The sequence below is a fragment of the Cohnella phaseoli genome (assembly GCF_003386235.1).
In the GTDB taxonomy this organism is placed as follows: domain Bacteria; phylum Bacillota; class Bacilli; order Paenibacillales; family Paenibacillaceae; genus Cohnella; species Cohnella phaseoli.
The window spans coordinates 405,906-420,380 of the sequence record NZ_QRDZ01000001.1 but is presented as its reverse complement, the minus strand read 5'-3'; the positions used below and the strand labels follow the sequence as shown (position 1 = coordinate 420,380).

Sequence of the window (14,475 nt, the reverse complement as noted above, 5' to 3'; positions counted from 1 at the left end):
ATCAAACCTCCTCATATGAGTTAGAGAAACGCGAAGCGGGCTCCTCAGTCTCCCACATTAAGACGGTGAGAGCGGGGACGGGAATTTCGATGCTGTACGCTTTGCCGTGCATAGGGATGTCGGTCGCTTGGACCCGTTCGGGCATCGGCGCCCCCGAACCTCCGTAATTGGCGCGGTCGCTGCTGAGCAGAAGCCGATATATACCGGATTGGCTTACTCCGATGCGATAGACGTCATAGCTTCGTCGGGAGAAATTGCAGGCGACAACGACGGAACGGTGGCCGGATTTGTCCCGGCGCTGAAACGACAGCATGCACTGGTCGGCATTGTTGACGTCGATCCACTCGAAGCCGGCGGGCGCATGATCGTTCTCCCAGAGAGCGGGCCGGTCCAGATAGATCCGGTTCAAATCGCGAACGTAACTGCGCATGCTGTCGTGCAGCGGATAACGCAGCAGGCTCCAATCGAGTCCCGAGTCGTCCTTCCATTCGTCGAACTGGCCGAACTCGCCTCCCATGAAAAGCAGCTTTTTGCCGGGATGACTCATCCAATAGCCGTAAAACAGTCTGAGATTCGCAAATTTCTCCTCGTAGCTTCCCGGCATCTTGTTCAGCATCGAATGCTTGCCGTGTACGACCTCGTCGTGCGACAGCGGCAGCACGTAATTTTCGGAATAGGCGTAATGCATGGAAAACGTGATTAGAGAATGGCGGTCGGATCTGCGGGCGGGGTCCGTCTCCATGTAGCGGAGCATATCGTTCATCCAGCCCATATTCCATTTGTAATTGAACCCAAGGCCTCCAAGATAGGTAGGCGAGGTGACGGCCGGGTAGGAAGAAGAATCTTCAGCCATCATGAGACTCTCGGGGTAATAGCGAAAGACGGTTTCATTCAGCTTGCGCAAAAAAGCGAGCGCTTCGATGTCCTCCGTTCCGCCGTAGCGGTTCGTCGTGCGCATCGAGTCGGGTTTATCGAAATTGAGGTCGATCATGCTGGCCACCGCGTCGACGCGCAGTCCGTCGATATGGTACATATCCAGCCAAAACAGCGCGTTGGAGATCAGGAAGCTCTGCACCTGGGGCTTGCCGAAATCGAAGGCCAGCGTGCCCCACAGCGGCTTCTCGGCACGGCGGTAATCGGCGGGCTCATAGAGCGGCGTTCCGTCGAACAGCCTCAGTCCGTGTTCGTCTTTGCAGAAATGGCCGCTGACCCAATCGAGCAGAACGCCAACCCCGCGCCGATGGGCGCAGTCGACAAGCTCCATCAAGCCCTCCGGCGGTCCGTAACGGCTGGTGGCGGCATAATAGCCGGTCGTCTGGTAGCCCCACGAGCGATCCAGCGGATGCTCGGCCAGCGGAAGCACCTCGATGTGCGTATAGCCCATGTCGACGACGTAATCGACAAGCTCCCGCGCCAGCTGCGCGTAGCTCCGGAATTGCTCCGGCGCGTCCATTCGCCAGGCGCCGAGATGCACCTCGTAGATGAGCATCGGCTTGTCGTACGGGAGGCGCTGCCGTTTAAGCTGCATCCATTCGCCATCCTGCCAGTCGTAGCGAGCGAGCGACGTCACGACGGAGGCCGTATTCGGTCGCAGCTCTGAGCGGAATCCAAACGGATCGCTCTTCAACCGGCGCTCGCCTTCGGCGTCGATCAGCTCGTACTTGTAGCGGCTGCCGTCGCCCGGCCCGCGGCCAAATCCAACCCATACGCCGGTCGTTCCGATCCGCTCCAGCTCGATTGCCCGGGATCGATCGGAGCTGCTCCAATCGCAGAAATCACCGATGACGAATACGGCGCGCGCATTAGGCGCCCAGAGAACAAAGCGTACGCCAGGCTCCCCTTCAACTTCCATCACATGTGCGCCAAAGGTAAGGTAAGCTCGAAATAGCTGCCCAGTATTAAACAGGTACAGGTCGTCGGATGATACAAAAGCCGGCGATTCCTGCATGCAACGTCACCTCCCCCAAGGCTTTCAAACCCTTATCCTGTAAGTTGTCGACAAATTTCGAGAATTTTCTGTCAACTTCGCTGACAACTTACATATAGGTTACATCCATTATAACGAAAACCTCACAATTAATCACCCTAATTTACCGGGAACGAGCATTCAAAAAGCGCGAAGTCGATTCCGCTCCATACACGGATTTCGCAATCAAAATCGGACCTTTTGTCCCCCTTTAATAGAAGTCGTCCCTCCCCTGCGTGGAACTATATCTATGCTCTTTCAATAATTCGCATTCCGACCGTTCGTTTCCTGCCGGAGATCTGCAATTATCCCGGGCGTCCAACGAATCGTTGGACGCCGAAGAGAGGCTGCCCTAAGCGCTTCAAGCTGCTCCGGAGATTATCGATGAACAAGAGGGATGTCCCCCCTTTCTTCGTCTATCGATAATCCGGACCAACTCTGCCTAGGGACAGCCTCTCTTCGCCAAAGTTAATATTTATTTCCAGGCGGCCTGACTCCAGCGCAGCTCGTTGCGCAGCCGCACGGGGCTCGTATGCTCGTCGATCACAACGCATTCGATGCCGAAAATATCGGCGAGATCAAGCATTTGCTCGGTCGTCGCCGCGAACGAATAGACAGTATGGTGCGCTCCTCCGGCTAAAATCCACGCCTCCGCGCCGATCTGCAGCGAAGGTTGGGGCTTCCACAGCACTCGCGCCACGGGAAGCTTCGGCATCGCCTTGTTCACGGCGACGCCCTCCACCTCATTGACGATCATGCGGAAGCGGCTGCCCATATCGACGACGGACACGTTGAGCGCCGACCCGCCCTTTCCGTCGAATACGATGCGCGCCGGATCGGCCTTGCCGCCAATGCCGAGCGGATGCACCTCGATGCGCGGCTTCGCGGCCGCTAGCGTAGGACATACCTCCAGCATATGCGCGCCGAGCACGAGCTCGTTGCCGGGTTCGAAATGATAAGTGTAATCTTCCATGAAAGACGTATCGACGCCGCCTGCGACAATTTTCACGATCCGGGTTAGGGCTGCCGTCTTCCAATCCCCTTCTCCGGCAAATCCGTAGCCCTGCTCCATCAGCCTCTGCACGGCAAGCCCGGGAAGCTGCTCCAGCCCGTGCAAATCCTCGAACGTCGTCGTGAACGCGGTAAATCCGCCTTCCTCCAGAAACGACTTCAGCGCGATTTCGAGCTTCGCCTGGTAAGCGATCGCGTCCCTGACAGCGCCAGGGCGACGTCCCTCCTCGACGATCTCGTAGGCCGCGTCATATTCCGCAAGCAGTTGTTCGACCTGTTCCTTCGTTACCGCGTTTACCCGTTGGACGAGATCGCCAACGCCGTAGCCGTTCACCGACCATCCGAAACGGATCTGCGCTTCGACCTTGTCGCCTTCCGTCACGGCGACCTCCCTCATATTGTCTCCGAAGCGGGCAATCTTGAGCTTGCGGCTCTCGACGCTTGCCACTGCCGTCCGCTCCCAGCCGGCAATCCGCCGCCGAACTTGCGGGTCCTGCCAATGACCGACGACGACCTTGCGGGAAATGCCCAGCCGAGCTCCGATAAAACCAAACTCGCGATCCCCGTGAGCGGCCTGGTTCGTGTTCATAAAATCCATATCGATCGTGTCCCAGGGAATGTCGCGATTGTATTGCGTATGCAGATGAAGCAGCGGCTTGCGCAGCTCGGACAAGCCTGCGATCCACATTTTCGCCGGCGAGAACGTGTGCATCCACGTAATAATGCCCGCGCAAGCAACGCTCGCATTTGCGTCCGCGCACAGCTGGCGAATTTCTTCCGGCGTTTTCACAACCGGCTTGAATACGATCGGATAAGAAACGGCGGAATCCGCAGTCAGCGCCTCCGCCATTTCCCGCGAGTGGCCGGCCACCTCTTCCAGCGTATCCGGTCCGTACAAGTGCTGACTACCGGTAACAAACCAAAATTCATAAGGATGTAGCTTTAACATTGCACAATCCTCCTGCCAGGAATAAGAATAGATAATAACTTGTACGTACATGTTTACTCGTTTATTGTAGGGGAACTGTTTGAAGAATACAACTGTTTCTTTGACCGGGCAATTTGCGATGCGCGGCTATTCCCACAGCTGTAGAATGGAGACGCTTCGCGCGGAGTTGCGCGATAGGTACGGCACCTTATAGATACGCAGTGGCGGAGGCAGAGGAAAAGATCCTATCGTCCACGGTTCCGGCACAAGTGGGTTTCCGCCAGCCGATCGGGATATCAAAAAGCGCAGCCCTTCCCGATAAATTCGGGTCGGGCTGCGCTCGGCGCGGGTGTCAGGCTTAGAAAGTCGGCAGGTTGTCCAAATTGTTGTCCTCGCGGCCGTCGGGATCGGAACGAAGATGTTCGTCTCCGTCGCGCCCCTTAAACACGTTGACGTTGGCGATTTGATCGCTCTTGGCCATCTGCTGCGCTTCCTTGTAGCCGACGACTTGTCCGGAAGACAACTGAAGCTCTACGATGTCTCCGTCTCCGTTTTTACGGACGGCCGTGACGTGCGGTTTGCCGTCTTGTTGTTCCATAAGACCACCTCCGATACATAGTGTCCGCAGCTGTGGGAAAATTATGCAGACACCGACCGGGCTTACAGACGAACGAGTCTCCACGCGTGGCTCTTGTAATCGACATGCGCGCGCGGGATCGGCAGGCCGACATACATGAGCTGATCTCCGCCGTAGACTTCTCCGCTGCCTTCGACGCGATAGCGAGCTGCCGGATCGAGACCTTGAAGCTTCAACCATTCGAGAGGTCCGTTAGGTTCGGCAAGCACGTTCACATGAACGGCGAACGCTTCAGTCCCATCTTCCGTTACGGACATCCAGGCTGCGTCATTGCCCTCGAACGGGCTGCGCAGACGGTAGAACTCGCCGAATTGGACCACATGGCGGATTTCCTTGTAAAATTCGACCTGTTTCTTTACCTCCTCCTTTTCTTCGTCCGTCATCTGGGTCAGATCCAGCTCGTAGCCGAAATTGCCCGACATCGCGACGTCCGCTCGCGTTTGGAGCGACGTCAACCGTCCGGTCTGATGGTTCGGCACGGCGGAGACGTGGGCTCCCATCGAAGAGACCGGATAGACCATACTCGTCCCGTACTGAATGCGCAGACGGTGTATCGCGTCCGTATTATCGCTCGCCCACGTCTGCGGCATGTAATAAAGCATACCGGGATCGAAGCGTCCGCCGCCGCCGGAGCAGCTCTCGAACAGAATATCGGGAAACTGCGACGTGATCGCCTCCAGTACCCGATACAGGCCGAGCATGTACCGGTGAGCGGTTTCGCGCTGCCGGTGCGGCAGGAGCAGCGCCGAGCCGATCTCCGTCATATTGCGGTTCATGTCCCATTTGACGTAGGTGATCGGCGCCGAACGAAGCACGGATCCGATCGATTCGATCAAATAGTCGCATACGTCCTCGCGGGACAAATCGAGCACGAGCTGCTGACGCCCCTCCGTTCTGCGCCGTCCCGGAACGTGAAGACACCAATCCGGATGAGCGCGATACAAGTCGCTGTCCGGGGACACCATCTCCGGCTCGAACCAGAGGCCGAATCGCATGTCCAGCCGGTTGACGCGCGCGGCCAGATCCTCCAGTCCTCCGGGCAGCTTGCGATAGTCGACCTTCCAGTCGCCTAGCGAGCAATTGTCGCTGTCCCGGCGGCCGAACCAGCCGTCGTCCAGCACAAACAGCTCGATGCCGAGCTCGCGGCCTACCTTGGCGATGCTCTCGATTTTGTCGGCATTAAACTGAAAATAAGTCGCTTCCCAGTTGTTCACAAGAACAGGCCTTGCCCGATCGCGATGAACGCCGCGGCAGAGACGGGTCCGATAGAGTCGGTGATAGGTTCTCGACATGCCGCCGAGTCCTTCCGACGAGTAGACCATAACCGCTTCGGGAGTTTGGAAGCTTTCCCCCGGCTCCAATCGCCATTCGAAATCGAACGGGTTGATGCCGATAGACACCCTTGCCGTCTTGAATTGGTCGACCTCCGTTTGAGCAACGAAGCTGCCGCTGTACACAAGGCTGAATCCATACGCTTCTCCTTGCTGCTCGTCGGCGCCGGGAGCAACAAGCGCAATAAACGGATTGTGCTGATGACTGCTGGAGCCTCTGCGGCTCTCGATCGACTGAATGCCGGGGACAAGCTCCCGTGCGTACAAGTCCCGTTCCCTTGCCCACGATCCGGACAGCTGCAGCATACGGAACGAGTCGCGGTTGAAGTCTACGCTCGCGCTCATCGCCCGAAGCAGGCGAAGCGGAGAGCGACCTCCGTTCGTCAGTCTGACGGAGCGCGCGATCGCGTCGTGAGCGGCAAATACGGTGTAGCTCAGTACCGCTTCGAGGCCGGACAGCTCGTCCTTCAGCGTCAGCTCGAGCGTCTGCGCCTCGTCCTCCCGCTCGGCATAGGTGGAAGGCAGACCTTCCAGCTCAGGCTTGCCCGAGAATATGCGATGAGCGGTGCAAGCGAACTCCGATACGGTCGAACCGTCCTCCAATTGCACCTGGAAGGCGGGGTGGCGAAAATCGCCGCCTCCATATGCGGGATACTCCTGCGGCAGCGTGTCGAACGATATCGTACGATCCTCGGGATACGGATTCGGCGAGAACGACGAACGCTCCGTATAGACGAGCAGCCCCTGTAAATTCTCTTCGCGGATTTTACGACCCCAGTACGCATGCATCGGAACTCCTTTTTGATTCAACTGAATGATGTAGCTCGTATGGGGTCCTTGCAAATGAAAGGCCCTTTCTTGTTCGCGATAGCGGATTCCCATTCTTCCCGTCTCTCCTCTTCGCCCGACGTGCCGTCGGCGGTTTTTTCGGTTATAATATCACTATATTCGTATTATAAATTCGTTCCTTCCCTATTCCTATCTCAACATTTTCATCTTTCTATCAAAATATGAAAGGAGTATCACCGGTGGTTCAGCCTTCTTTTCCGATTGTGACCGAATCCGATTCGCGTCTTCCGCTCTATTTGACGAGCATCGGCCACTGGGAATTTCAAGAACGTACAAGGCGGCCCGACGGCTTCCCGGATTACCAATGGCTGCAGTCGGCAACGGGCCTCGGCGAACTGGAGGTTGACGGAACGCGCTGGCAGGTTAAGCCCGGCCAGGGCTTCCTCCTGCTTCCTAATGAGGCGCACGATTATTATCCGACTGTCGAGCCTTGGGGGCTTCATTGGATCGCCTTTAACGGCAGTCTGATGCCGTTGTGGATGAGCATGTCGGGCATTCGCCGCTCCGGCGTGTACGCGTTGTCCGACTCCGACAGTCTGATCGGACAGATGAAGGCGATCTATGCGACGTCGCTTACCGGCAGCCCTTTTCTCGGGGCGGAGTGCTCCAAGCTGCTGTACGGCCTGCTTCTGGACTTGTCCCGGAACGTAAGGACAAACGCTGCTGCCGCTCCTCATCTTTGTTTGAAGCTGCAACCGGTTATCCGCTTCATCGAGGACAACTGCCATCGAGTCGTATCGATCGACGAGCTGGCGGCGCAGATCGACGTCAGCTCCCAATATTTGTGCCAATTGTTCCGCCACGCCTTCCAACTGCGGCCGATGGAATACGTCAATCGGGAACGGATCAACCGGAGCAAGAAGCTGATGCTGCAGGAGCCCCAGCTTAAGCTCAGGGAAGTGGCGCTGAGAACCGGCTTCGACAGTCCGAGCTATTTCAGCTGCGTGTTCAAGAAAATAGAAGGCATAAGCCCGGAGCAGTTTCGCGGCCCTCGCGCCGGTCTTTGACCCTGACGAAATGCAAGGCAATTAGGGTGTGTCTGAAAACCCGCTCTGGGGCATCTATCACCGCCTTTTCGCCCCCCTGCTGCGTCACTTTTGCTTGACGTACCCCCGCTGGGCTTCGCATTTATTGACCAAACTTAACAATATTAAGGAGGAATAACTTATCATGACACATTCGAATACCCTTAACTTCTCCGTCCTCGATCTTGCTTCGATTACACAGGGAGGCTCGGCCTCCGTTTCCTTCCGCCATACGCTCGATCTTGCCCGTCAAGCCGAGAAATGGGGGTACCGCCGCTTTTGGATGGCCGAGCACCACGGCATGCCCGGCATCGCCAGCTCGGCCACTTCCGTGCTGATCGGCCACGTCGCCGGAGGCACGTCCACGATTCGCGTAGGCTCGGGCGGCATCATGCTGCCCAATCACGCCCCGCTCGTGATCGCCGAGCAATTCGGCACGCTCGAATCGCTCTATCCGGGACGCATCGATCTTGGACTGGGCCGCGCTCCGGGCTCCGATCAGGCCGTATCTCGGGTGCTGCGGCGGGAGCACGGCGGCGCCGGAGAGGATTTCCCGGCCATGCTCGCGGAACTGCGCGCCTATTTTCAGCCGGACGACGCGCCGAGCAACGGGATCGTACGCGCCATCCCCGGCGAAGGACTGAACGTGCCGATATGGCTGCTCGGTTCCAGCGGCTTCAGCGCGCAGCTCGCCGCGCAGCTCGGCCTTCCCTTCGCGTTCGCCAGCCATTTCGCGCCGGACTATCTGATGCCTGCGCTTGAACTGTACCGAGAGAACTTCCGCCCCTCGGCGGTGCTGGATAAGCCATGCGCGATGATCGGAGTCAACGTCACAGCCGCCGATACCGAGCAGGAAGCAAAAAGGCTTGCTACCTCGCAGCAGCAAGCGTTCCTGAATATGATCCGCGGGCGCTTCGCCCAACTCCCGCCACCGGTCGACAGTATGGACGGCCTGTGGACCCCGTATGAGGAAGCGGCGCTGACCCGGCAGTTTGGCTTCGCCGTCGTCGGCGACAAGGAGCAGGTTCGAGCGCGGCTCAAGGGCATAATCGAGTCGACCGGGGCCGACGAGCTAATCATCGCCTCGCAAATCTACGATCACGACGCGCGCCTTCGCTCCTACGAGCTGGTCGCTGAGGTCGGCCGAGAGCTTCAAGGCTAAAGCTTATGTCAGACCGACAGCAACCCATGGATTGACAGCCATTAAACCTGGTGATATGATCGGTTTTATTATTTCTTAATATCCGATCTGCATAGGGGGATTTATAATGGCAAAACACCGTTCGAAATCGATCGTCGCGCTTTCTCTGGCCGCGGCTCTAGTCTGGACCACTCCGGCCGCCTTTCTGCCGCAGCGCGCCGCTGCGGCAGAAATCGCGACGTTTGCCGACTCCGTACTGTCGCCGCAAGCGCAGGAATATGCCGACTACTTGCAAGAGAAATACGGCATCGCCGTCGCAGCTTCATGGACTCGCGGACAATTCGCAGACGCCCTGAACGCCGTCGTGTCGCCGGGAACGGAGAAAGCGATCGTTCTGACCGGCAATACGTCGGAGCCATTGACGGCGATCGAAGCCGTATCGCTTGCGCTTAAGGCGGCCGATCTCGAAGAGCTCGCCTATACATACTCGGCGAACAAAGCCAAAGTCTCTCTGGCCTGGGTCAAGCTCGGCTGGACATCCGAGGAATACGCTGCCGACAAGGCCAAAATTTTGGCCGCAGCCGTCAACACGGGCCTTCTCGTCTCCAGTTACTACCCGGAAATCCGCAACGATGCCGTCGCCCCTTCTTCGCTGGCTGCCGTCCTGCTCGGCAAGGTGCTTGAAGCGAAAGGGCTATACAAACGCTATCTCGGCACTACGACGGACGCAGACATTCTCGTGAAGCTCGGCGACGCTTACCGGACCTCGGACATTATTCAGGCTCCCGAGCTTCGCCAAATCGTCGACAAGGCGCTGAAGCAAAATCTCGTCACCGGGTACAACCTGAAGGACAGCCGCTTCGACGCCAATTTCCTCGATTCCCTGTCGGTCGTGTACGGACATTCGGACTTCAAGCACGCGCTCCAGCTTGTCGGTCTGCTGCGCAGCGAGAAAATCAAAGCAAAGGTTCAGTTCGAGCCGAAAACTTCCGCCTTTATTTATTTGAAGGAGTGGGGGGATCCGGGGCAGTCCGATCTGTTCGAGGTCGTCCAGATCGAGAACGGCAATTACATCGAGTATGCCAAAGAGTACGATCTGGCTTTCGAATTCGAATCGACTTACGATAAGGAGCGCTTCGACCGAATTATCCTGTCGTACGCGAAGAAAAACGAAGACGATCAACCCGGTCTGATCTATGGCTCGTGGTGGCAGCCGCTCTACTATTCGTTGACCGAGCTGGGCGGCTATAAAGAAATTGCCAACAACAAAATTTCCGCGGGCAAGTACTATGCGCAGTCCTTCTCGCTGAAAGATCAATCCGCTTCCGTAACCGAAGGCTTCAAGAAGCTTGATCCGTCCGCGAAAGTCGTCAGTTACAACTTTTGGGTCGACGGTCCGTTCTATAACTACTTGCAAGGCGAATCCAAATAATTCGCAGACACTCTAGGGACATCCCTGATTGCGGTCTATTTGTACGGTTTTCCCTACAAATGTTCGTCGTTTGAGCCTGAACAGGGCAGGCATTGTACGATTTTTCGAACAAACGTCCGCCGTTTAGGCCTGATTCGAGCTGCTTTGTACGATTTTCCACCTAGCTTCCCAGCGCAAACTCCCCATACGATCCTGAAAGTACCCTATCACGGGTTTAGCGTTCAACTTTCAGGATCGTATAGCATGCTAAAGAGATAGACGCCCACATCTTCATCCATCGATGTTGTGTTTAACGGTCTAACCCACCATTAAATTTTTGTGCCGGGTTTCCGTGATCGAGCGGCTGAACGCATTCGCAAGCCCTTCCAGATACATATAATCGGTGACGCCGATAATCTCCTTCTCTCCCGAGGAGAACACAAGCGTCAGCTTATGGACGGGTTTAACCAAAATATAGACGAGAATGTTGGCGATCAGTCCCGCGCCGCCGAGCAGCGATACATACTCATGAAACCGGAAGTCCAAGATCAAACCGGTTGCGATCAAAATCAGCTCGAGAACGAGCAGCGCATACGGAATCTGCCTTCTTGACTTGACGAGCCGAATCGAGCACAGGTGTTGGATGGCAAACCGGGCATTGCCGCTGACGAACAGTTCTCTTGTGATCGTGAAGTTGTTGTCTTTGTAGATCGGTTGGTTTTCCATCGTATTCCTCCTGAGGATAGGTTCACCCCTGTTATTTCGACATCCGTTTGGAAATACCTACCTAACAACGCTTACATCGTCAAAAAAAGCGGAGAACTGTCTTTGAAGCGAAAAAAGGAACCGTCGATCGACAGTCTCGATCAACAGTCCCCCCGTGCCAAACTATTTTACGGCAATATAGATATCGACTACGGCGTTCTCCGGATCGGCGCTGCGCTCGTCATACAGCTCAAAATCGCCAGTATACGTTCGCTCCCATTCGGACGAAGACGACGCCCATTCCCAGATGCGCTGCCAAGCTTCGTGAACGACTTCTCCGAACGGACCGCGCCTTGTCGTAAAGACCGCGTATTTCGCCGCGGGAACGTGGACCGTCGTCAGCCCTATGGGAACGTCTTCGGCTTGTCCCGCCATGCGGCCGATCAAAATTGTATACTCTCCGGCTGCGCCGTTCTCGTAATCCGTATAGCAGCCGTAGACGCGCGCGTCTCCCTCTTGCGCAGCTTTAGCCAGCGCTCCCTGTACGTCAGCGCTCCAAAATCGCCCCCACAGCTCGCCGATTTTCCCCTGCCCGCTCACTTCCGCTTGATTGGTCGTGCGCACATCGATTCCGATCAGTTTAAACGAATCCAAACTAACCATTTTGTCTCCCGCTCCGCTATTCATTTCTCATTCGCTCCTTGGTTAAAGTTTTGCCGATTCAGCTTTTCCTCACAGGAAACCTCAGCACCGTCTTCATCTTGGCCGGCTCAACCCTGCGGGGATCCGACAAATAAATTTCCCGATGGAGCAGACTTGTACGAATAAAGCCCTGCTCTTCGCAATACGTCTCCATACGCGCAAAGCTTTGCGGCTCGTCGTCAAAGCTGCCCAAGTGCATCATCTGACAGCTAAGCCCGTCCGAAATGCGCTCGAACCGGACCTGTCCAAGAAACGGATTCGGCTTTTTCTTCTTCGTCTGTTCCAGGAAGCGCTCAAACATCGGCTCGGTCAAAAAATCGGGCTGACGGATCATAATCTTGTATTTCAAATTGCTTTTATCCGTCGCAGGCTTGGAGCGATCCAGCAAATCCCATACGCCTTCAAGCGGGAAAACCGTATATTCGTAGTAGCCCGCCGGTACATTATCGCTTTTGTACGACATCTTCACCGCATAGCTCAAACTGTACAATGCTGCGGTCTCTTCGGCAAATGCCTCTCTATTCGGGTCTCCGGAACCGCTCAGCGTAAAAAACGGCATACTCGGCACATCTACAATTTCCGGCGCCGTTTTCGGCATATAGAGCGTTTTGAAATCCTTTTTATAATCTATCTTTCCATTCACAACTTCTTCACCTCCGTCGCGATAACTCCACTATATCCTAACAACCCTGACAACTGTCTGTCAGGGTTGCGTAAATTTCCGCGTTATTCAAATTACCTCGCGACCGCAGCTTTTGTTGCCCGAGCGCCCGCCCTGGCAGCCATAATGAAGCTGATAATCAGAACGACTGCAGCCAGCACGTAAGGGTAGTTGACATCCGCGTCGAACAGAAATCCGGCGATAACCGGACCGGCGATGTTGCCGAGGCTCGTAAACGCCGAGTTGAGACCCGCAACGTAGCCCTGCCGTTCCTCCGCCATCTTCGACATTTGCGTTCCGATCGCCGGACGCAAAATATCGATCGACAGGAAGACGATAAACGTAACCGCGAACACCATCCAGAAGCCGCTGACGAAAATCGTAAGCAAAATAAACAAGCCGCATGAAAGCAGGCAAAACGTAATCACATTCCGCTCCCCGAACCGGTTCATAATCCAGCCGAAAGCAGTCAACTGCACGACAGCCCCCGAAATGGAGCCAAACGTCAAAATAAAGGCGATGTCCTTCGGCGTAAATCCGAATTTGTGATCGACGAACAGACCGAAGATCGTCTCGTAGTTGGCCAGGCCGAAGGAAATAACGAACACGAGAATGAGACTGAGAAAATAAGGCTGTTTGTACGAATTCCGCAGCATGCTCCACAAGCTTTCCCGCTCCTCGGGAGCTGCCTCCTTGATTGCGGATTTAGCAGGCACGAGCGATTCCGGCAAAATAAAGGCGGTCAAAACCGCAGCTCCGAGACCGGCAATCGCAGCGGCATAGAATGGCACGCGTATGCCGAATTCCGCCAAGTATCCCCCGATGCCCGGTCCGATAATGAACCCGGTCGTGATCGCCGCGTTAATCAACCCCATGCCTTTCGCCCGTTCCTCGTTCGATGTCATGTCCGCCGTGTAGGCCATAACCGCAGGCATGATCAGCGCTGCGCCGAGTCCGCCGAGAAAACGAGCCGCGAAGAGCAAGACGGACGAATGCGCGATCCCGAACATCCACTCCGACAAAGCGAAGACGAGCATGCCCGCGATAATAATCTTTTTCCGTCCCAACGAGTCCGACAATCGACCCGCAAAGGGCGAGAACAACAGCTGAGTCAGCGAGAATGCCCCTACCAGCAAACCGACAATGAAGCCGCTGATATCGAGCAGCGTCATGAATTTGGGCATAACCGGAATAACGAGCCCTATCCCCATAAAAATAAGAAAAATGTTGAGCATAAGGAGCAAGATCGCCCCTCTTTTTCTAAGAAGCAGTTCCATGATGAAAATCCTCCAAAATAATACTGAATATTCATTCTAAATGAGGGTATAAAAAAAGGGATACGGCGTTAGCTTCACCCTTCTCGCTTGGCAATTCCGTACAGAAACGTCTCCATCGCAGTGCGATACAGAGAGAGCGCTTCTTGGCGGTTTAATTTGCGCGAATGCTGACTCAGTCCGTAAATGACGCTGTCCAAAATCACAGCCATCTTCTCCGTGTCGAACGGCTTAAATTCTCCGTTGTCGATGCCTTCCTGAAGCAGTTTGCGGTTAAAGCTAACATACCCAGCAATCATCTCGGCAATTCGCTCTTCGACGTCGTTCGCTTTTTCCGAATTGTTGAAAAATTCGTCCGAAGCCTTCGTCAGCGGATGGTTTAAATTGTCGGTAAAGAGCTGCCCCGCCATGCCGATCAGCTTATCCTTCGATGTCGGGTACAGCCGCTCCTTCTCCTTCCAGCCGCTTTCCCACTCCCGATCCCACTCTTGCAGCAAGTGGAGGAAGAGCCCTTCCTTGCTCTTGAAATGATAATAAATATTTCCCGCGCTGCAGCCGGTGGCGCTTACGATGTCCTCGATCGAAGTCGCTTTGTACCCTTTGAGCGCAAACAACGCCTTCGCCGCATCGGCCACCTTTTTTTCGTCTGCTCGCTTTGCAGCTTCTTTTTATTCATTCCGATACTGTCACCGCCATCTATACTGAACGTTTATTCAGTATTCTAACGTAAAAAAACCGAAATTGCAAACTGTAATGCTTTCCGTTGCAATTTCGGCCCCGTTCCTGCCTAACCCGTTCGACTTCAGCAGCCTTGCAGAAGGCTCGGAACGCTTC

The 14,475-nt window shown here is 55.5% G+C and carries 11 protein-coding genes and 1 pseudogene; 3 read left to right on the top strand and 9 right to left on the bottom strand.

Going from position 1 to position 14,475, the window contains the following annotated elements:
• Position 1: 1 nt before the first annotated feature.
• From glgB to DFP98_RS01755, 4 genes are all read right to left on the bottom strand, one after another.
• Entirely contained in the window at positions 2–1,948 is a 1,947-nt protein-coding gene (gene glgB / locus DFP98_RS01770) for a 1,4-alpha-glucan branching protein GlgB (RefSeq protein WP_116058829.1), read from the bottom strand.
• A gap of 493 nt (positions 1,949–2,441) precedes the next feature.
• Complete coding sequence (gene araA, locus DFP98_RS01765) at positions 2,442–3,926, bottom strand: L-arabinose isomerase (RefSeq protein WP_116058828.1); 1,485 nt, start codon at positions 3,924–3,926, stop codon at positions 2,442–2,444.
• Positions 3,927–4,263: 337 nt separating this feature from the next.
• Positions 4,264–4,503, bottom strand: coding sequence for a DUF3892 domain-containing protein (locus tag DFP98_RS01760; protein ID WP_116058827.1), 240 nt, complete (start codon positions 4,501–4,503; stop codon positions 4,264–4,266).
• 62 nt (positions 4,504–4,565) lie between these two features.
• Entirely contained in the window at positions 4,566–6,755 is a 2,190-nt protein-coding gene (locus tag DFP98_RS01755; RefSeq protein ID WP_116058826.1) for an alpha-galactosidase, read from the bottom strand.
• A gap of 146 nt (positions 6,756–6,901) precedes the next feature.
• On the opposite strand from DFP98_RS01755, the gene DFP98_RS01750 reads away from it, so the two are divergent.
• The 3 genes from DFP98_RS01750 (at position 6,902) to DFP98_RS01740 (ending at position 10,320) form a co-directional block, all read left to right on the top strand.
• The gene (locus tag DFP98_RS01750; protein ID WP_181917426.1) at positions 6,902–7,729 is read left to right on the top strand and encodes an AraC family transcriptional regulator; all 828 of its coding nucleotides are present in this window, start codon (positions 6,902–6,904) and stop codon (positions 7,727–7,729) included.
• Positions 7,730–7,892: 163 nt separating this feature from the next.
• Positions 7,893–8,909, top strand: coding sequence for an LLM class flavin-dependent oxidoreductase (locus DFP98_RS01745; RefSeq protein ID WP_116058824.1), 1,017 nt, complete (start codon positions 7,893–7,895; stop codon positions 8,907–8,909).
• A 106-nt stretch (positions 8,910–9,015) separates the two neighbouring features.
• Complete coding sequence (locus tag DFP98_RS01740) at positions 9,016–10,320, top strand: hypothetical protein (protein ID WP_116058823.1); 1,305 nt, start codon at positions 9,016–9,018, stop codon at positions 10,318–10,320.
• Positions 10,321–10,617: 297 nt separating this feature from the next.
• Here DFP98_RS01740 and DFP98_RS01735 read toward each other — a convergent pair whose 3' ends face one another.
• From DFP98_RS01735 to DFP98_RS01715, 5 genes and pseudogenes are all read right to left on the bottom strand, one after another.
• On the bottom strand, positions 10,618–11,025 hold the full coding sequence (locus DFP98_RS01735) for a DUF6232 family protein (RefSeq protein ID WP_116058822.1): 408 nt from the start codon (positions 11,023–11,025) through the stop codon (positions 10,618–10,620).
• A gap of 162 nt (positions 11,026–11,187) precedes the next feature.
• A complete protein-coding gene (locus DFP98_RS01730; RefSeq protein WP_246016369.1) occupies positions 11,188–11,691 on the bottom strand; it encodes a GyrI-like domain-containing protein in 504 nt (167 codons plus the stop codon).
• 34 nt (positions 11,692–11,725) lie between these two features.
• Positions 11,726–12,349, bottom strand: coding sequence for a GyrI-like domain-containing protein (locus DFP98_RS01725; protein ID WP_246016368.1), 624 nt, complete (start codon positions 12,347–12,349; stop codon positions 11,726–11,728).
• 92 nt (positions 12,350–12,441) lie between these two features.
• Positions 12,442–13,644 (bottom strand): MFS transporter, encoded by a 1,203-nt coding sequence (locus tag DFP98_RS01720; RefSeq protein ID WP_116058821.1) that lies wholly within the window; start codon positions 13,642–13,644, stop codon positions 12,442–12,444.
• A 74-nt stretch (positions 13,645–13,718) separates the two neighbouring features.
• Positions 13,719–14,317, bottom strand: a pseudogene (locus tag DFP98_RS01715) (TetR/AcrR family transcriptional regulator).
• Positions 14,318–14,475 lie beyond the last annotated feature (158 nt).